Raw genomic sequence first — 21,867 nt, 5'->3', positions numbered from 1 at the left:
GCATGCCCACGCCAGCAGAATCGAAGACCGTCCTGATCACCGGCGCCAGCAGCGGCATCGGCGAGGCCACCGCGCGCCGGCTCGCCGGGCTCGGCCACCGGGTGCTCCTCGGCGCCCGCCGGACCGACCGCCTGGCTGCCCTCGCCGGAGAGCTTCGTGCGGCCGGCGCCTCGGTCGCCCACCGCGAACTCGACGTGACCAGCCTGGACTCCGTGCGCGCCTTCGCCGCCGCCGGCGTGGAGGAGTACGGCGGTATCGACGTGCTGATCAACAACGCCGGCGTGATGCCGTTGTCACCGATCGAGGACCTGCGCATCGCCGAGTGGGAACAGATGATCGACGTCAACCTGCGCGGGGTGCTCCACGGGATCGCCGCCGTGCTGCCTCAGATGCGGCGGCAGGCAGGCGGCCACGTCGTCAACGTGTCGTCGGTGTCGGGGCACCGGGTGGATCCGACCGCCGCCGTCTACAGTGCCACCAAGTTCGCCGTGGCTGCCGTGTCGGAGGGGCTGCGGCAGGAGAGCCGGGACATCCGGGTCACCGTCGTCAGCCCCGGATTCACACAGAGCGAGTTGACGCACCGCGGTGGATCGCCGGAAGCCCAGGGTGCCGCCCGTACGGCGGCTGAGCAACTGGCGATCCCCGCCTCGGCCATCGCCGACGCGATCGCCTTCGCCATCGACCAGCCGGCGAACGTCGACGTCAACGAACTGATCGTGCGCCCCACCGCCCAGGGCTGACGGCCGAGGCGCCGGGCCGCTCCGTGCCTGGCGGTGGGACGCCTGTGCCGGCAGAGGGGCGGTCCCGCGTGCCGTCCGTGGGCGGGCGGAAGGCGCGCCCGTCATACCCGGGTGTGCGACGGCCGCGACACCCGCCGCGAAGCCGCACGGGTGTCGCGGAGCCGACCGAGTCCCTGCCACCACGAACCGACCGATCGCCCGGTGGCCGTGCTCATCGGCTCGCTTCACCGCGCCGCACGTCCCGCTGCGGCGTCGGCACTTCGGCACCCGGGCCGCGGGGCCCTGGCGTCATACCGGCGAGCAGGCGCAGGCACTCCTCCGAGGCACTGCCCGGCAGCGCGTGGTAAGTGACGAGAGTCTGCCGGTGGGCGCCTGGCACCAGCAGCTTCTCGTAGCGCAGTTCCAGAGGACCGACCTGGGGATGCTGGAACAGGCTGATGCCCGAGCTCTTGTGCTTGACGTCCTGCCGGGCCCAGAGGGTGCGGAAACGCTCGCTGCGCAGGGACAGCTCCCCGACGATCTCCACCAGACGTGGGTCGTCGACGTCCGCCCCGGCCACGGAGCGGACATAGGGCACGATGCGTGCCGTCATCTCGTCCCAGTCCCGGTGCAGCTCCCGCGCCTCCGGCTCCAGGAACGCACTGAGGATGCTGTTGTGGCCCGGAGCGTTGAACGGCGACAGGGCGACGGCGAGGGCGTTGGCGGCGAGGACGTCCATGCAGGCGCCGTGGACGTACGCCGGGGTGAGATCCCAGGTACCGATGAGTGTACGGATGCCCTCGTGCACCACCTCGGGCTTGCGCGAGCGTCTGCGCCGCGGGCCCTTTGCCACGGCTATGCGCAGGAGGTAGGCCGTGGCCTCGTCGTCGAGCTGCAGGACGCGGGCGATACTCCGCAACACCTGTTCCGACGGGTTCTTGTCACGGCCCTGTTCCAGACGGTTGTAGTAGTCGGAGCTGATCCCGGCGAGGAAGGCGACCTCCTCCCGGCGAAGGCCCGGCACGCGCCGGTTGCCTTGGTCGGGCACCCCCGCTTCTTCGGGCCGGACCAGTTCCCTGCGGGCGCGCAGGTAGCGGCCCAGCGGGCTGGGTTCTCCGGTGGCTGACACATGTCAGAGCGTACGTCCGCTGCGCCGCAGGTGGGTGGCTCTGTCAGTCCCAGTCTCAGCGGAGCCTGGCCGCCGCGCCCGGTGCGGCGAACGATGGCGACGCAGCGCGCTCAACCGAAGGAGAACACCCCATGTCCCCACTGTTCACCATCCCGTTCGACCGCAACAGCACAGCGTCGGAGGTGATCGCGGGCGCCGACCTCTCGGGCAGGCGGGTGATCGTCACGGGCGCCACGTCGGGTATCGGAGTGGAGACGGCCCGGGCCCTGGCCGCCCAGGGTGCCGAGGTCACGCTCGCCGTACGGCGGCCCGACGCGGGCGAGCAGGTCGCCACGCAGCTGCGCAAGGCCACCGGCAACGACGCGATCCATGTCGCCGTCCTGGACGTCTCCGACCTTGAGTCGGTGCGCGCGTTCAGCTCCGCCTGGCAGGGTCCCCTGCACGTGCTGGTCAACAACGCCGGCATCATGATGCCGCCGGAGCTCAAGCGCGGCATCGGCGGTCACGAACTGCAATTCTCCACGAACTATCTGGGGCACTTCGCGCTGGCTCTGGGACTGCACCGCGCGCTCGCCGCCGCCGACGGTGCCCGGCTGGTGTCGGTCTCCTCCAGCGGACACCTGTTCTCCCCGGTCGTCTTCGACGATCTCGACTTCCGCTTCCGCCCGTACGACGCGCTGACCGCCTACGGCCAGTCCAAGACCGCCGAAGTGCTCTTGGCCGTCGAGGCCGACCGCCGCTGGGCCGACGACGGCATCACGGCCAACGCCCTGCACCCGGGTGCCATCGCCACGAACCTGCAGCGGCACACCGGCGGTCTGAGGACGCCCGAGCCCTACCGCAAGTCGATCGAGCAGGGCGCCGCCACCACCGTCTTCCTCGCGGGCTCTCCGCTCGTGGCGGGCATCGGCGGCCGCTACTTCGAGGACGTCAACGAGGCGCCGGTAGTGCAGAGCAGGCCCAGTCGGCTGGGGGTCCCAGGAGTCGCGGGGTACGCCCTCGACCCGGGCAACGCCGAGCGCCTGTGGGAGCTGGCGAGCGCGATCGTCCGCTGACGGACGGGTTCCTGCCGCTTGACCGGCAGGGCCGTCGAAACCGACGCTCGGCCTGGCCCAGCGCCTCAGCCCGCCTGGCCTCCGACGCCTCCATCAACGACGGCACACCACACCCGTCCTCGCTCAGCACCCGCACGCCTCACGGCGGGCTCGACCCCAGCGACGGTAAGAGTCGGCACAACCGGCCACACCCCGAACCTCTGCGAATCACCCCGCCGAGGCACCCTGAGAAGGTCTGCACCCAGGCCGCCAGGCCGGGGTTCGGCTGTGGGGCGTGTCTTGGGGGCGAAGGGCCGCCGGTCCGCGAACCGGAGGGGCCTGACGCCTCACGCGCCGCTCGACGCGCCTAGGCCTGTCAGCGCGCCCACCGGGTCCGGGTCGGGGGTGCCGCGGGGCCACCAGTCGTCGTGGCCGGGCTCCGACTCGTACGCGTACCACAGCCCGTCGCGGCCGAGGCGGAGCTGGACGTGGCCGCGTGGGTGCGTGAGTCGGTTGTGCCAGGGCCGGAACGCCGGCAGGTCGGCGGCGAGGAGCAGGGGGCGGGCGCGGTCGAAGCGCCCGGCCGGCGGATCCCAGGGTTCCTCCAGGACGGCCAGCCCCTCCTGGCCGCCCTGCCGCCAGGCCGCCACGGCGCGCGCCAGCTCCGCCGGGGTGCGTCCGGCGGCCGTGGCGAGCGAGGAGTACAGCGCGCGGGTTGCCACGGTGAGGCCCGAGCCGGGGCGGGCGGCGGCGAGCCGGACCGCGTCCTGCCAGAGCGTCAGCTCGGCCACCGGGTCGTGGCCGGTGACGAGCAGGGCGTGCGCGCGGGCGGCGGCGTCCGTCGCCAGCTGGTCCAGCGCGAAGGGGTCCGGGCCGCCCGGCGCCGCCGGATAGACCGGCGGCTGTCCGGGGTGTGGCGGCACGGGCAACGGCGTTGGCAGCGACGGGAGTTGCTGTCGGGCGACCTCGTCGGTGGCGCGTATGCCGGGCAGCGGCGCCGGTTCCCGCTCCCGGGCGGCGCGGGCCGCACGCGCGGCGCTGAGGCGGGAGAGGGCGTCGAGCAGTTCGCGTTCGCCGCGGCCGCGCAGCAGGAGCAGCACGAAGGGGTCGGCGTCGAGCAGACGGGCCGTCTGGTAGCACAGGGCCGCGGCGTGCTTGCACGGGTGCCCCCGGTCGGGGCAGCTGCAGTGCGGCTCCAGGTCGCCCGGGCCCGGCAGCAGCGGCACCCCGCAGTCGGCGAGGGAGTGCGGCAACTCCTTGTCCAGCAGCGCGGCGATGTGCCCGGGCCGCTCGACGGCGGCGTCCAGGAACCGGTCCCAGTCCGCGTCGTCCAGCGTGCGCAGCCGCACCTGTACACGGTAGGGGCGCGGGCGGCTGCCCTGCACGTAGGCGAGCACCAGGCCGGGGGTCACCGTGATGGCGTCCACATGGCCCTGCTGGGCGTAACCCCGGCCCCGGGCCAGCCGCTTGGCGTCCAGCGCGCCCTCCTCCAGCGCCGTCACCCACGCGTTGCCCCACCAGGTCTCGGCGAAGCGCGCGTCCTCGCCCGACGAGCGGGGCGGAAAGGCGGCGAAGGTACGGCGAAGGTCGCCGTCGCGGGACGGGGCGGCCATGGAACGGGGCACGGTGGGGGCCGCCTGGGACGCCGGGGTGGCTCCGCCCACGCCGTCGTCGTGAGCGTCGTCACCGTGACTGTCGGCGCCGTGATCCCTGTCGGCGGGAGCCGCCTTCGGCCGGGTCGTTACTTCCTCGCGAGGCACGCTGAAGGCCCCGGCGAGCAACTCCCCCACGCTACGGGCGTGCGGCCCACCGGCGCGACGGGGGTCGCGCGTGGGCACGGCGTTCAGGTGCTCCGGGCCACGATGCTCCGAGTTCCGGCGGCCGGTATCCACGCGGGCGGCCTGCCGCCGCTCGGTCTCCGCGTCCGTACGGTCGTCGTTCCGGCGGCCGGTGTCCGTGCGTTCGGGGTCCGTGCGTTCGGGGTCCGCGTGTTCGGCGCCCGCCTGCGCTTGCCTCTGCCGCAACGCCGCTCGCAGCGCCTCGCGCGCGACGTCGGCGGGGCGCGGTCCGCGCGTCCCGGCTTCGCCGGGCGGGCTCGGGCTGACGCCGGAAGCGGACTCGGCCTCCCGGACGCTCCGGCCCGCTCTCCCGACACCCACCGGGTCTGTCTCCCCGTCGGCGGACCGGCCCGCTCCCCTGCCGACAGGCGAAGCCCCTTGGATTCCGGGCGAGTTGACGGAGTGACCGCCCGCCGGGGTCTCCCCCGCCGGTTTCCCCCCAGCCGCGTCGCCCGGCGCCGGGTCGGCCTCCGGCTCCTCCGGGAACCCTCCGGCGGATGCGCTTCCCAGGCTGCGCCGGGCGGAGACCGCCTGCCGCAGCGCGGCGCGGGCGGCGTCGGCCGGTCGCCGCGACTCGCGGGGGCCGGGGCCGGCCGTCCCGGGCCCCGGCGACCGGCCGCCTGCGTCCTCCGCCACCGGCGTCCGCCCCGCGCTCTCCTCAGCCACCGAAGCCCGGTCCGCAGCTCGGCCCGCAGTCCCCTCGGCTGCGTCCACCGGCGGGTCCTCCCCCGCGTCGGACCCCGCGTCGGGGTCGCCCGCCCGGCGTTCCCGGGCCTGTCGTAGGGCGCGGCGGGCCTCGTCGGCCGGGCCGGGGGTCATGACGGCCTCCGCAGGGACACCAGGTCGGACAGCTCACGGTCCGTCAGTTCGGTGAGCGCCGACTCGCCGGAGCCGAGGATCGCGTCGGCCAGGGCGCGCTTGGCCTGGAGCATCTCGGCGATGCGGTCCTCGACCGTGCCCTCGGTGATCAGGCGGTGGACCTGGACCGGCTGGGTCTGGCCGATGCGGTAGGCGCGGTCGGTGGCCTGTTCCTCGACGGCCGGGTTCCACCAGCGGTCGAAGTGGATGACATGACCGGCGCGGGTGAGGTTGAGGCCGGTGCCCGCGGCCTTCAGCGACAGCACCAGGACGGGTGTCGCCCCGCTCTGGAAGCGGTCCACCATGCGCTCGCGCTCCACGACCGGCGTGCCGCCGTGCAGGAATTCGGCGGGGACCGCGCGGGAGGCGAGGTGGGACATGATCAGGCGGGCCATGCCGACGTACTGGGTGAAGACGAGCGCGGAGCCGTCCTCGGCCAGCAGCGTGTCCAGCAGTTCGTCGAGGAGGGCCAGCTTCCCGGAGCGGGCGACCAGGCGTTCGCCGTGCGTCTGCGCCGCGGTCTCCTTCAGGTACAGCGCGGGATGGTCGCAGATCTGCTTCAGCGCCCCCAGCAGCTTCAGCACCAGGCCCCGGCGCGCGATGCCCTCGGCGGTCTCGATGGCCAGCAGCGACTCCCGCACCACCGCCTCGTACAGGGCCGCCTGTTCGCGGGTGAGCGGCACCGGATGGTCCGTCTCCGTCTTGGGCGGCAGTTCGGGGACGATGCCGGGGTCGGACTTCTTGCGGCGCAGCAGGAAGGGGCGCACCAGGCGGGAGAGGCGGGCCACCGCCTCCTCGTCCTCGCCGTTCTCCACCGCGCGCGCGTGCCGGGCGCGGAAGGACTTCAGGGGGCCGAGGAGTCCCGGCGTCGTCCAGTCGAGCAGCGCCCACAGCTCGGAGAGGTTGTTCTCGACCGGCGTGCCGGTGAGGGCGACGCGTGCCGTGGACGGGATCAGGCGCAGCGCCTTCGCGGTGGCCGAGTAGGGGTTCTTGACGTGCTGCGCCTCGTCCGCGACGACCATGCCCCAGCGCTGCCCGGCCAGCAGCGGCGCCGTGGTGCGCATCGTGCCGTACGTCGTGAGGACGAAGCCGCCGGACAGGTCCTCCAGGGTGCGGTCGGGGCCGTGGAAGCGGCGGACCGGGACGCCGGGCGCGAACCGGGTGATCTCGCGCTGCCAGTTGCCGAGCAGGGAGGCCGGGCAGACCACCAGGGTCGGTTCGGTGCGGGCGCGTGCGAGGTGCAGGGCGATGACGGTGATCGTCTTCCCGAGGCCCATGTCGTCGGCGAGGCAGCCGCCGAGGCCGAGGGAGGTCATGAGGTCCAGCCAGGCCAGGCCCCTGAGCTGGTAGTCGCGCAGGGTGGCGTGCAGGCCCGGCGGCGGTTCGGCGGGGCGCAGCCCGGCCGTCAGGCGGTCGCGCAGGGCGGCCAGGGCGCCGACCGGCACGGCCTGAACCGTCTCGCCGTCGACCTCGGCGCTGCCGGTGAGGGCGGCGGACAGCGCGTCGACCGGGTCCAGCAGGCCCAGTTCGCGTTTGCGGGCCTTGCGGACCAGTGCCGGGTCGACGAGCACCCAGCGGTCGCGCAGCCGGACGACCGGGCGGTGGGCCTCGGCGAGCGCGTCCATCTCGGACTCGCTCAGCGGATCGCCGCCGAGCGCCAACTGCCAGCGGAACTGAAGCAGTTCCTCGCTCTCGAAGAAGCCGGTGCCGTCGGTGGCCGAGCCGGGCGCGGGGCGGACCACCGCGGCGGCGGTGAGGTCCCGGGCCAGGTCCCGGGGCCAGTGCACGGCGACCCCGGCGGCCGCGAGCCGTACGCCCGCCACGCCGAGCAGGTCGCCCAGTTCCTCGTCGGACAGGGCGAGGACGTCGGGCACGTCCTGCTCGCAGAGCCGGTCGAGCGGGGCCCAGACACGGGCCGCCCGGCGCACGGCGAGTGCCGCGTCCACGCGTGCGCGTGGGCCGAACGCCGCGTCCGCCTCGCCCGCCCACAGCGCCGCCGCGTCGACGACGAGGGTGGGGTCGGCCAGGCTGTGCACCTGGACGATCGCCGCGCCCGCGGTGCGCACTCCCTCGCCGCCGTCGAACAGCGCGTACGCCGACAGGTCCAGGCGGAGCGAGAGGCGTACGCCCGCGTCCATGCCGGCGGCGACCTCGGCGGCCCAGTCGTGGGCGTCGGGCAGGCGCTGGGGGCGGCGGTCGGCGAAGGGCCGGCCGGCGGCGTGCGGTGCGGCGGGGGTACGGGGCAGCGTGTCGGCGACCGCGTCCAGGAAGGAGCGCATCAGCGCCTCCGGCTCGGGCAGCCGCAGCGGGCCGGATCCGGGCAGCGGGACGGCGTGTCCCTCGTACGGCAGGGCCGCGGCGATCGCCCTGAGGTGCGCGATGTCGTCGGGGTCGAGGGGGCCGGCCCGCCAGGCGTCGTGGCCGCCGGGCGTCAGGCCGGGCAGCAGGCGGCCCCGGGCGACGAGCCGCAGGGCGTGCAGCGCGGCCGCGCCCCAGGCGGCGGTGGCAGGGTGGGCGGCCGGGTCGCGGCGGGCGCGCACGAGCAGGGGAAGCGCCTCGCCGACGGGGAGCGCGAGGGCGGGCGTGGTGCGGCGCCGTACGCCCGCGCCGTGCTGTCGTACGACGGTGAGCTCGGTGTCTCCCGCGTCGGGCAGCGGCGCGCCCCGCGGGTCCCAGAAGGCGATCCGCCCGTCGCGGGGCAGCGGCGCGGGGAGGTAGACGGCCGCCAGCCGGAGCGGCACCCGCTCCCCCTCACGCCCGGCCACCGTGGCCGTGTCGCTCATACGACTGTCACCTCCCGCCCCGTCGTGTCGGATCAGACGTCTTCGACTCTACGGGCGGGGTCTGACAATCGGCTCCGGCGGCCGCCCTCGTCAGGGCACGGTGCGGGAGACGACGTAGATGAACGGGTTCTTCGGGTCGGCGAGGCTGACCACGACGTCCTGGGTCGGCTTGGGGTCCTGCTGCTTGTGGACCAGGCCGTACCAGGGGCCGTGGCCGGTGAACCGCCAGCCGGTGATCCTCTGGTCGCGGGCGCCGATGGTGATGTCGCCCCGCTTGAGGTCCGACCGCTTGACGCCCATGTCGTGCAGGAAGACGTCGAGGTTGGCGTTCGGCGTCTGGAACTGGACGTAGAGGCGGCTGGTCTTCCAGTTGTTCGTCTCGTAGTACGCGACCTTGCCGGAGGGGTGCGGCATCGGGACCTGGTAGAGGCGGCGCTGCACCTTGGACGGCCAGCCCTTGGTCAGGCCGGTGGCGGAGTACTTCGCCTCCTTGTCCTTGCCGGCGTTGCGGCTCTGGTTGGCCGAGATCACCAGGTAGCCGGCCGGTACGCCGATGAGCAGCACGATGATCAGGAGGGTGAGCGCCCTGCGGCGGATCATGTGGCGGCGGTCCTCGGCGTGGCCGGGCCGCTCGTCGGTGGGCTCCGCCTGGCGCGGCAGCGAGGCCGTCATGCGGTGTCCTCGCGGCGGGAGGACGTGTACCGCTCGTAGCGCTCGTACCGCTCGACCCGGCGACGCTTGGCGCGGCGGAAGCGGCGGGCGACCAGGCGGGCCAGGTCGGCGGCGCCCACCATGCCGGCCTCGGGGCCCAGCTGGGCGCGGGTGATGCGGGCCTCGGGGCGGTAGCCGCGGCCGGTGAGATGGCGCTTGAAGGCGTCGCGTGCGGGGCCGATCAGCAGGTCGTCCGCGGCCGACACGCCGCCGCCGATGACGAAGCAGGAGGGGTCGAGGGCGGCGGCGAGGTTGGCGATGCCGACCCCGAGCCACTGGCCGATGTCCTGCAGCAGCTCGATGCACATGGCGTCGCCCTCGCGGGCCAGCTCGGTGATCATCGGGCCGGTGATGTCGGAGATGTTGCCCTTGACGTGCTCGATGATCCCGTAGGCCACCGGGGAGTCGGCGGCGGCCAGCTCGCGCGCCTCGCGCACCAGCGCGTTGCCGGAGCTGTACTGCTCCCAGCAGCCGCGGTTGCCGCACGGGCAGCGGTGGCCGCCGGGCACGACCTGCATGTGGCCGAACTCGCCGGCGACGCCGTATTTGCCGCGCTTGACCTGGCCGTCCTCCAGGATCGCGCCGCCTATGCCGGTGCCGAGCGTGATCATGACGAGGTGGTCCTCGCCGCGGCCGGCGCCGAAGCGCCACTCGGCCCAGGCGGCGGTGTTGGCGTCGTTGTCGACCAGGACGGGGACCGCGAGGCGGCCGGCGATGCGGTCGCGCAGTGGCTCGTTGCGCCAGGACAGGTGGGGCGCGAACAGGACGCGGTTGCGGTCGGCGTCGACCCAGCCGGCCGCGCCGATGCCGACGGCGTGCACGTCGTGCCGGTCGGACAGGTCGAGGACCAGTTCGACGATGGTGTCCTCGACGACCTTGGGGCTCTTGGACTTGTCCGGCGTCTCCGTGCGGACCTTTTCCAGGATGTTGCCGTCCGCGTCGACGACGCCCGCCATGACCTTCGTGCCGCCGATGTCGATGCCCACCGTCGGGACGCGGGGCGCCGTGAGGTGCGAGCGGCGCTCCCGGGTGCCCACGGTTCTCAGGACCGGGGCGCGGCGGGAGCCTATGGGGGCGGTGAAGTCGCGGTAGGTGCTCATCAAGGCCCGATTCTGCCTCACCGTGACTGTGGGTGCCGTGCAGGGGAGAAAAGGCGAGGACGAGTCACCCGCGCCTTTGTCCTGACAATGCGACCAGCGCGGGGGTCACGGCCGTACGAGCAGCTGGAACTCGAAGGAGTAGCGCGAGGGCCGGTAGGTGTGGCTGCCGAACTCCACCGGGCGGCCGGTGTCGTCGAAGGTGACGCGCTGCATGGTGAGCAGCGGGGCGCCCTCGGTCTCGCCGAGCCGCCCGGCCTCCTCGGCGGTGGCGGCGCGGGCGCCGATGGACTGTCGGGCGCTGTGCAGCGTGATGCCGGCCGCGCGCATCATGCGGTACAGGCCGGTCGTCTCCAGCTGCCCGGTGTCCAGGTCCAGCAGGCCGGGCGGGATGTGGTTGCACAGGCACGCCATCGGCTCCCCGTGCGCGAGCCGCAGCCGCTCCACCCGGTGCACGTCGCTGCCCTCCGCCACGCCGAGCGCGGCCGCGATCTCCGCCGTAGCCGGTTCCATGGTGTTGACCAGTACTTTCGTGGCGGGGCGCTGGCCGGCCGTCTCCAGGTCGTCGTAGAGGCTGCTGAGTTCCAGCGGGCGCTTGACCTGGCTGTGCACCACCTGGGTGCCGACGCCGCGGCGGCGCACCAGAAGGCCCTTGTCGACCAGGGACTGGATGGCCTGGCGGACGGTGGGCCGGGACAGGCCCAGGCGCGCGGCCAGCTCGATCTCGTTGCCCAGCAGGCTGCCCGGGGTGAGCTCTCCGTGCTCGATCGCCGCCTCCAGCTGCTGGGAGAGCTGGAAGTACAGCGGCACCGGAGAGCTGCGGTCCACCCGCAGGTCGAGCGACACGGTCGGGTCCACTTGTGGTTTCGGCACGGGGCCGAGCGTAACTCCGTGCGCTGTTGACGGGAAGTTGTGTAGTTCGATTGTCCGGACATACGCATTGACAGTTTCCGTGTTCACGTCGCACTTTTGTTTCCATGCGCATCGGGGTCATCGGTACGGGCCGCATCGGCACCATTCATGCGAACACGCTCAGCCGTCACCGTGAGGTCGGCTCCCTGATCCTCACGGACACGGATCCGGCACGGGCCCAGGAGCTCGCGCACCGGCTCGGCGAGACGGCGGCTCCGGGAGTGGACGAGATCTTCACCTGGGGCGTGGACGCGGTGGTGATCACGACGGCCACGTCGGCCCACGCCGAACTGATCGGCCGGGCGGCACGCTCGGGACTGCCGGTGTTCTGCGAGAAGCCCATCGCCCTCGACCTGCCCGGCACCCTGAACGCGATCGCCGAGGTGGAGGCCGCGGGGACGATTCTGCAGATGGGTTTCCAGCGCCGTTTCGACGCCGGTTACCTGGGCGCGCGCGAGGCGGTCGGTTCCGGCCGGCTGGGACGGCTGCACACCGTGCGGGCGCTCACCTCCGACCAAGGGCCTCCGCCCCCGGAGTGGCTGCCGCTGTCCGGCGGACTGTTCCGCGACACGCTCATCCACGACTTCGACGTCCTGCGCTGGGTGACGGGGCGCGAGATCGTCGACGTGTACGCGGCCGGGTCGGACGCCGGACCCGCGATGTTCCGCGCGGCGGGCGACGTCGACACCGGCGCCGCCCTGCTCACCCTCGACGACGGCACGCTCGCCACGGCCACCGCGACCCGGCTGAACGGCGCCGGGTACGACGTACGCATGGAACTGGCCGGGGAGCTCGACCAGATCGTCGTCGGCCTGGACGACCGCACGCCCATCGCCTCCACCGAGCCGACCGGGCCGCCGGCCGCGGACAAGCCGTGGCCCGGGTTCCTGGAGCGTTTCGGACCCGCCTACGAGGCGGAGCTGGCCGCGTTCGTCGACGTGGTGCTCGGCCAGCGGGCGAACCCGTGCGACGGCCGGGAGGCGCTGCAGGCGCTGCGCGTGGCCGAGGCCTGCGAGGTGTCCCGGCGGGAGCGCAGACCGGTGGCGCTGGCGGAGATCCCCGGCGGAGTCCGGTCGGCGTTCGGATGAACGGCGGGCGACGTACGGCCCGGGCCGGGAAATCGCCCGAAGTTGTCATTGACATGCCACCTTCTACGCGCGTCATCATAGGGCCATGAGATTCCCCCCACGCGCCACCCGGATCGGCGCAGCAGCCACCCTCCTGTCCGCCCTCCTCGTGGGCGGCGCCGTCTCCGCCGGCACCGCGGACGCCGCCGCCACCTCCGTCGGGAGCATCTGTTACAGCGACCTGCCGTCCCAGGCCCACGACACGCTCGACCTGATCGCGTCGGACGGCCCGTTCCCGTACTCGCAGGACGGCACCGTCTTCCAGAACCGTGAAGGCGTCCTGCCCAGCCAGCCGTCCGGCTACTACCACGAGTACACCGTGATCACCCCGGGCTCCTCCACACGCGGCGCGCGCCGCATCGTCACCGGCGAGGAGTACCAGGAGGACTACTACACCGCCGACCACTACGCCACGTTCGACCTCGTCGACTTCGGCTGCTGAGGCCGGCCGGCCGATGCCGGAGACCATGCCGGACACCGTGTCCGGGCCCCTGCCCGGACACGGTGTCGCCGCTACGCCTCCGCCTCCGGCTCCGGGAGTTCGTACGCGCCGTACCGTGCCGGCCCTCGCAACTCGTCGCCCCGGTCGGCATGCGAGCCGAGGTCGGTGTCCGCCGGCCGCCAGCGCCGCGGTGCGGCGGCCGCTGGGATGGGCCCATGACTACTTCTCAGCACTCCCTGACCACGTCCCCCGACCCCGCGACGGCCTCCTCGGCTCCCCTGGCCGGCAAAGCGGCCCTGGTGACCGGCGGCAGCCGCGGCATCGGCGCGGCGACCGCGGTACGGCTGGCCCGGGAGGGGGCGGACGTGGCCGTCACCTACGTCGACGGCAAGGAGGCGGCCGAGGACGTCGTCCGGCGCGTCGAGGGCCTCGGGCGGCGGGCGGTGGCCCTGCGGGCGGACGCCGCGGACGCGCGGGAGGCGGCGGAGGCGGTGGCGCGCGCGGCGAGGGAACTGGGCGGGCTCGACGTGCTGGTGAACAACGCCGGCATCGGAGTCCTCGGCCCCCTCGGCACGCTCACCCCGGCGGACGTCGACCGAGTGCTCGCCGTGAACGTGCGCGGGGTCTTCCTGGCCTGCCGGGCGGCGGCCGCGCACCTTGCGACGGGCGGCCGCATCATCACCGTCGGCACCTGCCTGAGCCAGCGCGTGGCGGGGCCCGGCGCGACGCTGTACACGATGAGCAAGTCGGCCCTGACGGGCCTGACGAAAGCGTTGGCGCGGGAGCTGGGCCCGCGCGGGATCACCGCGAACATCGTGCACCCGGGCCCCACGGACACCGACATGAACCCCGCCGACGGACCGTACGCCGCTGCCCAGAAGGAACTGACCGCGCTCGGCCGCTTCGGCGACCCCGACGAGATCGCGGCGGCGGTGGCGTACCTCGCCGGCCCGGACGCGGCCTACATCACCGGCACCGAACTGTCCGTGGACGGAGGACACGCGGCGTGACCGGACGCGCCACGGCACCCGCGGCGTTGACCGGGCGCGCCACGGCGCGCTGCAGTGACGGCCGGGGCGACGCGCGCCATGGCGCGGGAGCGGGCTTGTCGCCGTTCCGGGGACCGTTGTAGTCGACGCCGGTCGGGCGCTGCTGGGCGTCGTCGCACCCTGAACGGAGCGCGCCGCCGCCTGCCCCGCGCGGGACGGACCCGGCCGTGACGGCCCGCGTCGGAAGCGGGCGCGGGACCCGGGCCTGACAGCCCGGCGCGGGAGCGGACGCGGCACGCGGCCATCACGGCCCGCATCGAAACCGCGCGCGGCACACGGCCGCGACGGCCCGGCGTGGGAGCAGGCGCGGCACGCGGCCATCACGCCCCGGGACAGAAGCGGGCGCGGCGCACGACCGTGACAGCCCGGCACGGGAGCCGGCGCGGCACGCGGCCATCACGGCCCGGGACGGAACCGGGCACACGCGGCCATCACGGCCCAGGGCGGAAGCGGGCGCGCGGCCATCACGGCCCGCATCGGCCGGGCACGGGACGCGGTCATGACGGCCCGGGGGACGTCGGCGCGCCGTGCGCCGTGTGGTGGCGTCGCGCCGGTCGGCGGTACGCGGGGCCGGGCCCGCCCCGTCAACCGGCAGACGCCCGGTGGCGTGTCGCCAGTTCCGTCGCCCCGTCCTGTGTCAGGGAGCCGAACAGGCGCAGGCGGGAGATGCCGCCGTCGGGGTATATGTCCACGCGCGCGTGGGTGCCGACCGCGGGCTCCGGCAGGGCGAAGCGGTGGTCGGTGTCGGGCTGGAGGCGGGTGCGCGGGAGGATCTCGCGCCAGTCGCCGTCCTCGCCGTCCTTGACGGAGACCGACGCCCAGCCGGCGCTGTTGCCCTTCAGGTACGCCGTGTCGATCTCGACCGCGCGGACGGCGGACCGGGCGGCCAGCCGGTAGCGGATCCAGTCGTGGCCCCGGTCGCGGCGCCGGCGGGTCTCCCAGCCGTCGTCCATCCTGCGGGAGCGGCCGGGCAGGACGGTGTTGGCGGCGGGTGAGTAGAAGAGGTCGGAGGCGTCCTCGACCCGGCCGCCGTTGACCAGCGCGACCACGTCGAAGGTGCCGAGCGCCGCCAGCCACGCCGGGTCGGGCACGACCTCGCCGTACACGCGCAGGCGCGCGATGCCGCCGTCGGGGTGCTGGTTGAGGCGCAGGTGGGTGACGCGCTGTTCGACGTGGACGGCGAAACCGTTCGCCGCGTGGCCGCCGACCGGTGTGCGCGGCACCAGCGTCGTCCACTTCACGTCGTCGGCGAGGAGGTCCTCCGGGGACGGGTGGCCCGGCACCGACGTGCCCTCGACCGACACCGCCTGCGGATGGTTGCCGCGGAAGTGCGCGGTGTCGACGACGATGCCCCGCACGACGCCGGGCGCGCCGAGGCGCACCAGTGCCCAGTCGTGGTCGTCCGCCGCCGGCCACGGACGGCCCGCCGACGAGCCGCGCCGCCGCCGCGTCTCCCAGCCGTCCATGATCTTGCCCTTGTGCCCGAAGCGCTCCGGGTCGAACTCGGCGCGCCCCGGCAGCAGCAGGTTCTCCCGCTCGGCGAAGAACTCGTCGTTCGCGGCGACGACGCCCGCGCCGAGCCGCCGGTCGGCGAGGTCGGCGTGGTGGGTGAAGGGGAAGTCGGCGGTGCGGTAGTCCGCGTAGGGGTCACCGCCGGCGTAGGGGCGCGCGTCGCCGGTGAAGCTCGGAATCGCCGTCACGTCGATCAGGGGTTCCTTTCGGAGTCGGCCGCTGCGGTCGGGCATACGCCGTCGGGGGTGCGCCGGTCGGGGGATGCACCGGTCGGGGGTGCCCCGGTCAGCGGGGGCGGGTGAGCAGCCGGCCCCTCGGGACGGTGAACTCCCCGTCGGCCACGATGCGCTCGCCGCGCAGCCAGGTGGACCTCACCACGCCGTACAGGGTCCTGCCCGCGTACGCCGTCACGCGGTTGCGGTGGTGCAGGGCCGCCGGGTCCACGGTGAACGTCTCCTCGGGCGCGAGCACCGCGAAGTCGGCGTCGCGGCCGGGTGCGATGGCGCCCTTGCGGGCCTCCAGGCCGGCCAGGCGCGCCGTCCGCGCCGACATCCAGCGCACCACGTCCTCGAGGCCGTGCCCGCGCACGCGTGCCTCGGTCCACACCGCCGGCAGGCTCAGCTGGAGGCCGGAGATGCCGCCCCAGGCGGTGGCGAAGTCGCCGGTCTTCAGGTCGGCCGTGGACGGGGAGTGGTCGGTGACCACGCAGTCGACGGTCCCGTCGGCGAGCGCCTGCCACAGCAGGTCCTGGTTGGCCGCCTCCCGGATGGGCGGGCAGCACTTGAACTCGCTTGCGCCGTCGGGGACCTCCTCGGCGGTCAGGGTGAGGTAGTGGGGGCAGGTCTCGACGGTGACGCGGACGCCCCTCGCCCTGGCCGCGGAGATCAGCGGCAGCGCGCCGGAGGACGACAGGTGCAGGACGTGCACGCGCGCGTGGAGGCGTTCGGCCTGCTCGATCAGATGGGCGACAGCGCTGTCCTCGGCGTCGCGCGGGCGGCCGGCGAGGAAATCGGCGTACCGCGGGCCGCCGTGGTGCGGGGCCGCGTCGAGGTGGTGCGGGTCCTCGGCGTGCACGACGAGCAGTCCGTCGAAGGAGGCGATCTCGGCCAGGGCCCGCGCGAGCTGCTCCTGGTCGAGGGGCGGGAACTCCTCGACGCCGGACGGCGACAGGAAGGCCTTGAAGCCGAAGACGCCGGCCTCGTGCAGCGGGCGCAGGTCCTTGAGGTTGTCCGGCAGGGCGCCGCCCCAGAAGCCGACGTCGACGTGGGCCTGACCGGCCGCGACGGCCCGCTTGGTGCGGAGGTGATCGACCGTGGTGGTCGGCGGGAGGGAGTTGAGGGGCATGTCGACGAGGGTGGTGATGCCGCCGGCCGCCGCCGCGCGGGTGGCGGACCAGAAGCCCTCCCACTCGGTGCGGCCGGGCTCGTTGACGTGCACGTGGGTGTCGACCAGGCCGGGCAGCAGGGCGTCGTCCCCGAGGTCCTCGAGCCGGCCGCCGGCCGGGACGGGCGCGTCGTACGGCAGGACGGCGGTGATCCGGCCGGCCGCCACCGCGACCGAGGCGGCGCGGGTCCCCTCCGGGGTGACCACGCGCGTCGAGCGCAGCACCAGCCCCGTGTCGGGCTCTGTGTCGGACACCCGGACCCCTCTCCGCCGCCGTCTGACGCGTTGCTTCCGCGGAACGGGGTTTACTTCCACGTAACGGAATTCAACGTTCTGTTGAAGGAGTCTTCACTCCCCGCCCCCGCGTCGTCAAGGGCGCCCTCGCCCGCGGGCTCCGCACGTTGGCCGGGGGGCCTGCGGGTAGGCTTCTGCCCTTGCCGCCAGTCGCGAAAGGAACGCGCCGTGCCGACGTCCAGCGCCAGCGCCACCGGCTCCGCCAGGCCCCCGGCCGGTGGCGGCGTCCAGTCCCTGGAGCGCGCCTTCGACCTGCTCGAACGGATGGCGGACGCGGGCGGCGAGGTCGGCCTGAGCGAACTGTCCGCGAGCAGCGGGCTGCCGCTGCCCACCATCCACCGCCTGATGCGCACGCTCGTGGCCTGCGGGTACGTCCGCCAGCAGACCAACCGCCGGTACGCGCTCGGCCCCCGGCTGATCCGCCTGGGCGAGTCCGCCTCCCGCCTGCTCGGCGCCTGGGCCCGGCCGCACCTGGCCCGCCTGGTCGAGGAGACCGGCGAGACGGCGAACATGGCGCTGCTGGACGGCGACGAGGTCGTGTACGTCGCCCAGGCGCCCTCCAAGCACTCGATGCGCATGTTCACCGAGGTCGGCCGGCGCGTCCTGCCGCACTCCACGGGCGTCGGCAAGGCGCTGCTGGCCGCCGTCCCGGACGACGAGGTGCGCGCCCTGCTCGCCCGCACCGGGATGCCGGCCCTGACCGACCGGACGATCACCACGCCGGACGGTTTCCTCACCGCCCTGCGGGAGGTACGGCGCCTCGGCTACGCCATGGACGACAACGAGCAGGAGATCGGCGTCCGCTGCCTGGCCGTCCCGGTCCCCGACTCCCCCACCGCCGCCGCCATCTCGATCTCCGGCCCGGCGGGCCGGGTCACGGAGACGGCGACGGAGCGGATCGTGCCGGTGCTGCAGCAGGTGGCCCGGGAACTGTCGGAGTCCCTGGCGAGCACGGGCGGCACGCCGGCCTGAACCCGGTCGGTCCGCCCGGCCGCCGCGAACGGGAGCTCAGCCGCGCGTCGGCTCCCCGAACCCGTCCACCGCGTCGCGCACCTGCGACATCGCGCCGGAGAGCGCGCTCACGGAGCCGATCGCGCCGGCGATCACGAGCAGCGAGCGGCGCAGCCGCGGGGTCTCGGGCGCGCCGTCGAGGATCATCGCGGCCAGCGCCGCCAGTTCCTGGTCGGCGATGCACCGGTCGGGGACCTCGGCCGGGTGCGCGGCGAGTTCACGACGCAGCCGGGACACCGCGGCCCGCAGTCCCGTCACCCTCGGATCCTCGCCGCTGCCGGTCACCGACTTCTGCCCCAAGCTCCGCAACACAGTTCTCCCCCTCGCACGTACTCGCGCGCCCTTACACGCCGGTTCACGCGCCCTCGCGCGCCGCCGTGCGCCGTTCTGTCGTGATCCGCTTGATCCGCGCCCCCGTGCGCTGGTCGGGCGCCGGGGATGCGGGCCAGTAAACGCCACCCGGGACCCCGGGCGCCACCGCGCGGGCCGAAATTCAGCCCTAGGAGACCGGGCGGTCGCCGGGACGTCAGGTATGCAGGACACATGACCGACCACACCGCCCCCTTCAACAACCCCGACACCACCGACGGCCACGACCAGGTCGCCGGACTGCTGCTCGCCGCGGGAGGCGGGCGCCGGCTCGGCGGGCGGCCGAAGGCGCTGCTCGAACACCGCGGGCGACCGCTGGTGGAGCACGCGGCCGGTGTGCTGCGCGCGGCCGGCTGCTCCCGCGTCCACGTGGTGCTCGGGGCGCGGGCCGCCGACGTGCGGGCACGGGCGCGGCTGGCCGGCTGCGTGCTCGTCGACAACCCCGGCTGGGAGGAGGGGATGGGCAGTTCGCTGCGGGCCGGGCTCGGCTCGCTGGCCGGCACGGGCGCCCGGGCGGCCCTCGTCTCGCTCGTCGACCAGCCCGGCATCGGGGCCGAGGCGGCGGGCCGCGTGCTGGCGGCCTATCGGGACGAGACCTCGCTGGCGTCGGCCGCCTACGACGGCGTACGCGGCCACCCGGTCCTGCTCGGCGCCGCCCACTGGGCGGGCGTCGCGGCGGCCGCGAGCGGGGACCGGGGGGCGCGCGCCTACCTCCGGGCGCACGAGGCGGCGCTCACCCTCGTCGAGTGCGCGGACGTGGCGCGGCCGTACGACATCGACACGCAGAAGGATCTGGCCCACCTGGAGTAGGTACGCGCCTCCCGGCGCGGGCAGCGCGTCATTGAGGTTCCACGATGAGGAAATTAGTATCCGTTCAGCAGAAGCGCCGAATCGAGGAGTGACAGCTCATGCCCGCAGCAGCGCCGTCCCCGCTGGCCGTCGTCGACGCCGAGCCCCTGCCGCGGCAGGAGGAGGTCCTCACCGACGCGGCGCTCGCCTTCGTGGCCGAGCTGCACCGCCGGTTCACGCCCCGGCGCGACGAACTCCTCGCCCGCCGTGCCGAGCGCCGCGCCGAGATCGCCCGCACCGCCACCCTCGGCTTCCTCCCCGAGACGGCCCACATCCGCGCGGACGACTCCTGGCGGGTGGTCCCCGCGCCCCCCGCCCTCGACGACCGCCGGGTCGAGATCACCGGCCCCACCGACCGCAAGATGACGGTCAACGCCCTCAACTCCGGCGCGAAGGTGTGGCTCGCGGACTTCGAGGACGCCTCCGCCCCGACCTGGGGGAACGTCGTCCTGGGCCAGGTCAACCTGATCGACGCGTACACGCGCAGCATCGACTTCACCGACCCGGCGAGCGGCAAGTCGTACGCCCTGCGCCCGGACGAGGAACTGGCGACCGTGGTCGTGCGCCCGCGCGGCTGGCACCTGGACGAGCGTCACCTCGTCGACGCCGACGGCGCCCAGGTCCCCGGCGCCTTCGTCGACTTCGGCCTCTACTTCTTCCACAACGCCCGGCGCCTGCTCGACCTCGGCAAGGGCCCGTACTTCTACCTCCCGAAGACGGAGTCGCACCTGGAGGCCCGCCTCTGGAACGACGTGTTCGTCTTCGCGCAGGACTACGTCGGCGTCCCGCAGGGCACCGTCCGGGCCACCGTCCTGATCGAGACGATCACGGCCGCGTACGAGATGGAGGAGATCCTCTACGAACTCCGCGACCACGCCTCCGGGTTGAACGCCGGCCGCTGGGACTACCTGTTCTCCGTGATCAAGAACTTCCGGGACTGCGGGCCCCGGTTCGTGCTGCCGGACCGGAGCGCGGTCACGATGACGGCCCCGTTCATGCGGGCGTACACCGAACTCCTGGTGCGCACCTGCCACAAGCGCGGCGCGCACGCGATCGGCGGCATGGCGGCCTTCATCCCCTCCCGCAGGAACCCCGAGGTCAACAGGGTCGCCTTCGAGAAGGTCCGGGCCGACAAGGACCGCGAGGCGGGCGACGGCTTCGACGGCTCCTGGGTCGCCCACCCCGACCTGGTGCCGATCGCCATGGAGTCATTCGACAAGGTGCTCGGCGACCGGCCGAACCAGAAGGACCGGCTGCGCGAGGACGTCCACGTCGAGGCGGCCGACCTGATCGCCGTCGACTCCCTGGACGCCCGGCCGACGTACGCCGGTCTGGTCAACGCCGTCCAGGTCGGCATCCGTTACATCGAGGCATGGCTGCGCGGGTTCGGCGCGGTCGCCATCTTCGACCTCATGGAGGACGCGGCCACCGCGGAGATCTCCCGCTCCCAGATCTGGCAGTGGATCAACGCGGGCGTCGAGTTCGAGAACGGCGCCAGGGCGACGCCGGAACTGGTCCGCGAGATCGCCGCCGGTGAACTCGACGCCGTCCGCCGGGAGACCGGCGCGGAGGCCTTCGCGGCCGGCCACTGGCAGCAGGCCCACGACCTGCTGCTCCGGGTCGCCCTGGACGAGGACTACGCCGAGTTCCTGACCCTGCCGGCGTACGAACAGCTCACGGGCTGACGCCCCGCCTCACCGGCCCGGGCGGCCGGACCTTCAGACAGACATCACCCCAGGTGGACCGACCAGTCCTGTTCCGCCGCCGGTTTCCCGTGCAGGTCGGGGACCCGCTTGAGCCAGTCCGGGCGGCCCTGCTGGGTACGTGCCGCGCGCCGGGCCTCTTCGGCGGCGAGCTCCTCCCGGCCGGGGAAGTCGGTGGGCAGCCAGGCCGCCGAGGCCCTCACGCGCGCGTGCAGGTAGCCCGCGTACGCCTCGCGCACCTGGTCCGGCCCGGCGAACCCCGCCTCCTGGGCCAGCCAGGCGTCCGGCACGCAGGCGGTGACCTCGCGCAGCAGCTCCGGCGTCACCTTCGGCGCCAGTTCGGCGTCGGCCGCCCGGGTGTCGGGGCCGTAGTGGCCGAGGGCGTGGTGCCGGAAGTCGTACGCCTTCTCCGGGGCGGAGATGTCCCAGCGGTGGTGGAAGACCAGGGCCGCGCCGTGGTCGATCAGCCACAGGCGCGGAGGTGCGATGCCGAACGTGGGCCACAGCATCAGGTTGGAGCTGTGCACCGTGCGGTCCACGTTGGTGGTCAGCGCGTCGAGCCAGACGATCCTGCCCGCCTCCAGCGGATCGACCGGGAACACCTCGGCGACCTCGGGCGTGAAGTCCCGCGCGCCCGGCAGGAAGTCCATGCCGAGGTTGAGCCCGTGGCTGGCGGCGTGCAGGTCGCGCACCTCCTGGTGCGGCTCCTGCCCGGAGATCGCCGGGTCGAAGTGGACCAGCACGAGTTCGGGGAAGCGCAGTCCCAGGGCGCGGGCCAGCTCCCCCACGATCACCTCGGCGACCAGCGCCTTGTGGCCCTGCGCGGAGCCGGTGAACTTCACGACGTAGGTGCCCAGGTCGTCGGCCTCGACGATCGCGGGGACGGAGCCGCCGGAGTGCAGGGGCGCGACGTAACGGGTCGCGGTGACCTCTCTCAGCATCTCCCAGGCCCCAGATCACTCGACTCACTCGGCTTGCGTTCCCTGAGGGAACAGCGTAACCGAGCGTGACAGCCGCGACGGAATGCCCGAACCATCGGGCCTACGA

At 74.0% G+C, this 21,867-nt stretch carries 18 protein-coding genes; 8 read left to right on the top strand and 10 right to left on the bottom strand.

The window, feature by feature from the left end; all coding sequences use genetic code 11:
• The first annotated feature begins 2 nt into the window (after window positions 1-2).
• A complete protein-coding gene (locus ACZ5GT_RS17025) occupies window positions 3-740 on the top strand; it encodes an SDR family oxidoreductase (protein WP_360742941.1) in 738 nt (245 codons plus the stop codon).
• A gap of 211 nt (window positions 741-951) precedes the next feature.
• Here the strand turns inward: ACZ5GT_RS17025 and ACZ5GT_RS17020 are convergent, their stop codons facing one another.
• Window positions 952-1,848 carry a helix-turn-helix domain-containing protein gene (locus ACZ5GT_RS17020; RefSeq protein WP_469023374.1) on the bottom strand — a complete coding sequence of 299 codons (897 nt, stop codon included), beginning with the start codon at window positions 1,846-1,848 and terminating at the stop codon, window positions 952-954.
• Between the two features lie 131 nt (window positions 1,849-1,979).
• On the opposite strand from ACZ5GT_RS17020, the gene ACZ5GT_RS17015 reads away from it, so the two are divergent.
• On the top strand, window positions 1,980-2,903 hold the full coding sequence (locus ACZ5GT_RS17015) for an SDR family NAD(P)-dependent oxidoreductase (RefSeq protein ID WP_469023371.1): 924 nt from the start codon (window positions 1,980-1,982) through the stop codon (window positions 2,901-2,903).
• Between the two features lie 326 nt (window positions 2,904-3,229).
• Here the strand turns inward: ACZ5GT_RS17015 and ACZ5GT_RS17010 are convergent, their stop codons facing one another.
• The 5 genes from ACZ5GT_RS17010 to ACZ5GT_RS16990 all read right to left on the bottom strand — a co-directional run bounded on the left by ACZ5GT_RS17010 (window position 3,230) and on the right by ACZ5GT_RS16990 (window position 11,015).
• Window positions 3,230-5,539 carry an SWIM zinc finger family protein gene (locus ACZ5GT_RS17010; RefSeq protein WP_469023365.1) on the bottom strand — a complete coding sequence of 770 codons (2,310 nt, stop codon included), beginning with the start codon at window positions 5,537-5,539 and terminating at the stop codon, window positions 3,230-3,232.
• Window positions 5,536-8,361, bottom strand: coding sequence for a DEAD/DEAH box helicase (locus ACZ5GT_RS17005; RefSeq protein ID WP_469023358.1), 2,826 nt, complete (start codon window positions 8,359-8,361; stop codon window positions 5,536-5,538). Before ACZ5GT_RS17005 ends, ACZ5GT_RS17010 begins: the two co-directional genes overlap by 4 nt.
• 90 nt (window positions 8,362-8,451) lie before the next feature.
• Window positions 8,452-9,033 (bottom strand): sugar kinase, encoded by a 582-nt coding sequence (locus ACZ5GT_RS17000; protein WP_469023350.1) that lies wholly within the window; start codon window positions 9,031-9,033, stop codon window positions 8,452-8,454.
• On the bottom strand, window positions 9,030-10,172 hold the full coding sequence (locus ACZ5GT_RS16995) for an ROK family glucokinase (RefSeq protein WP_360742930.1): 1,143 nt from the start codon (window positions 10,170-10,172) through the stop codon (window positions 9,030-9,032). The genes ACZ5GT_RS17000 and ACZ5GT_RS16995 overlap by 4 nt, the downstream gene beginning before the upstream one ends.
• Window positions 10,173-10,277: 105 nt before the next feature.
• Complete coding sequence (locus ACZ5GT_RS16990) at window positions 10,278-11,015, bottom strand: GntR family transcriptional regulator (RefSeq protein WP_469023738.1); 738 nt, start codon at window positions 11,013-11,015, stop codon at window positions 10,278-10,280.
• Between the two features lie 131 nt (window positions 11,016-11,146).
• Here ACZ5GT_RS16990 and ACZ5GT_RS16985 point away from each other — a divergent pair, with 131 nt between their 5' ends.
• The 3 genes from ACZ5GT_RS16985 (at window position 11,147) to ACZ5GT_RS16975 (ending at window position 13,660) form a co-directional block, all read left to right on the top strand.
• The gene (locus ACZ5GT_RS16985; RefSeq protein ID WP_469023346.1) at window positions 11,147-12,169 is read left to right on the top strand and encodes a Gfo/Idh/MocA family protein; all 1,023 of its coding nucleotides are present in this window, start codon (window positions 11,147-11,149) and stop codon (window positions 12,167-12,169) included.
• An 85-nt stretch (window positions 12,170-12,254) separates the two neighbouring features.
• Window positions 12,255-12,650, top strand: a complete 396-nt coding sequence (locus ACZ5GT_RS16980; protein WP_469023342.1) for a guanyl-specific ribonuclease — start codon at window positions 12,255-12,257, stop codon at window positions 12,648-12,650.
• Between the two features lie 215 nt (window positions 12,651-12,865).
• Window positions 12,866-13,660: an SDR family NAD(P)-dependent oxidoreductase gene (locus ACZ5GT_RS16975; RefSeq protein ID WP_469023338.1), complete on the top strand. Its 795-nt coding sequence runs from the start codon at window positions 12,866-12,868 to the stop codon at window positions 13,658-13,660.
• A gap of 623 nt (window positions 13,661-14,283) precedes the next feature.
• Here ACZ5GT_RS16975 and alc read toward each other — a convergent pair.
• Both alc and allB read right to left on the bottom strand, forming a co-directional pair.
• Window positions 14,284-15,399: an allantoicase gene (gene alc, locus ACZ5GT_RS16970; protein ID WP_469023331.1), complete on the bottom strand. Its 1,116-nt coding sequence runs from the start codon at window positions 15,397-15,399 to the stop codon at window positions 14,284-14,286.
• 97 nt (window positions 15,400-15,496) lie between these two features.
• Window positions 15,497-16,849, bottom strand: a complete 1,353-nt coding sequence (gene allB / locus ACZ5GT_RS16965; protein ID WP_469023324.1) for an allantoinase AllB — start codon at window positions 16,847-16,849, stop codon at window positions 15,497-15,499.
• 207 nt (window positions 16,850-17,056) lie between these two features.
• Between allB and ACZ5GT_RS16960 the strand changes: the two genes are divergently transcribed.
• Entirely contained in the window at window positions 17,057-17,860 is an 804-nt protein-coding gene (locus tag ACZ5GT_RS16960) for an IclR family transcriptional regulator (RefSeq protein WP_469023319.1), read from the top strand.
• A gap of 36 nt (window positions 17,861-17,896) precedes the next feature.
• On the opposite strand, the gene ACZ5GT_RS16955 is transcribed toward ACZ5GT_RS16960, so the two are convergent.
• Window positions 17,897-18,211, bottom strand: coding sequence for a DUF5955 family protein (locus ACZ5GT_RS16955; RefSeq protein ID WP_469023312.1), 315 nt, complete (start codon window positions 18,209-18,211; stop codon window positions 17,897-17,899).
• A 231-nt stretch (window positions 18,212-18,442) separates the two neighbouring features.
• On the opposite strand from ACZ5GT_RS16955, the gene ACZ5GT_RS16950 reads away from it, so the two are divergent.
• Both ACZ5GT_RS16950 and aceB read left to right on the top strand, forming a co-directional pair.
• The gene (locus tag ACZ5GT_RS16950; protein WP_469023309.1) at window positions 18,443-19,078 is read left to right on the top strand and encodes a nucleotidyltransferase family protein; all 636 of its coding nucleotides are present in this window, start codon (window positions 18,443-18,445) and stop codon (window positions 19,076-19,078) included.
• Window positions 19,079-19,176: 98 nt separating this feature from the next.
• The gene (gene aceB / locus ACZ5GT_RS16945; RefSeq protein ID WP_469023302.1) at window positions 19,177-20,802 is read left to right on the top strand and encodes a malate synthase A; all 1,626 of its coding nucleotides are present in this window, start codon (window positions 19,177-19,179) and stop codon (window positions 20,800-20,802) included.
• 44 nt (window positions 20,803-20,846) lie between these two features.
• On the opposite strand, the gene ACZ5GT_RS16940 is transcribed toward aceB, so the two are convergent.
• The gene (locus ACZ5GT_RS16940; RefSeq protein WP_469023297.1) at window positions 20,847-21,761 is read right to left on the bottom strand and encodes a HipA family kinase; all 915 of its coding nucleotides are present in this window, start codon (window positions 21,759-21,761) and stop codon (window positions 20,847-20,849) included.
• Window positions 21,762-21,867: the final 106 nt, after the last annotated feature.

It is taken from the genome of Streptomyces sp. NPDC031340 (assembly GCF_055569945.1).
Note: the sequence above shows the minus strand (reverse complement) of the source record. Positions and strands in the feature narration are given on the sequence as shown.

Coding starts and splice junctions, on each gene's coding strand:
- ACZ5GT_RS16995 (WP_360742930.1), bottom strand. CDS start 10,172: ATGAGCACCTACCGCGACTTCACCGCCCCCATAGGCTCCCGCCGCGCC.
- aceB (WP_469023302.1), top strand. CDS start 19,177: ATGCCCGCAGCAGCGCCGTCCCCGCTGGCCGTCGTCGACGCCGAGCCC.
- ACZ5GT_RS16980 (WP_469023342.1), top strand. CDS start 12,255: ATGAGATTCCCCCCACGCGCCACCCGGATCGGCGCAGCAGCCACCCTC.
- ACZ5GT_RS17015 (WP_469023371.1), top strand. CDS start 1,980: ATGTCCCCACTGTTCACCATCCCGTTCGACCGCAACAGCACAGCGTCG.
- ACZ5GT_RS17010 (WP_469023365.1), bottom strand. CDS start 5,539: ATGACCCCCGGCCCGGCCGACGAGGCCCGCCGCGCCCTACGACAGGCC.
- ACZ5GT_RS16950 (WP_469023309.1), top strand. CDS start 18,443: ATGACCGACCACACCGCCCCCTTCAACAACCCCGACACCACCGACGGC.
- ACZ5GT_RS16975 (WP_469023338.1), top strand. CDS start 12,866: ATGACTACTTCTCAGCACTCCCTGACCACGTCCCCCGACCCCGCGACG.
- ACZ5GT_RS17000 (WP_469023350.1), bottom strand. CDS start 9,033: ATGACGGCCTCGCTGCCGCGCCAGGCGGAGCCCACCGACGAGCGGCCC.
- ACZ5GT_RS16985 (WP_469023346.1), top strand. CDS start 11,147: ATGCGCATCGGGGTCATCGGTACGGGCCGCATCGGCACCATTCATGCG.
- ACZ5GT_RS16940 (WP_469023297.1), bottom strand. CDS start 21,761: ATGCTGAGAGAGGTCACCGCGACCCGTTACGTCGCGCCCCTGCACTCC.
- ACZ5GT_RS17025 (WP_360742941.1), top strand. CDS start 3: ATGCCCACGCCAGCAGAATCGAAGACCGTCCTGATCACCGGCGCCAGC.
- ACZ5GT_RS17005 (WP_469023358.1), bottom strand. CDS start 8,361: ATGAGCGACACGGCCACGGTGGCCGGGCGTGAGGGGGAGCGGGTGCCG.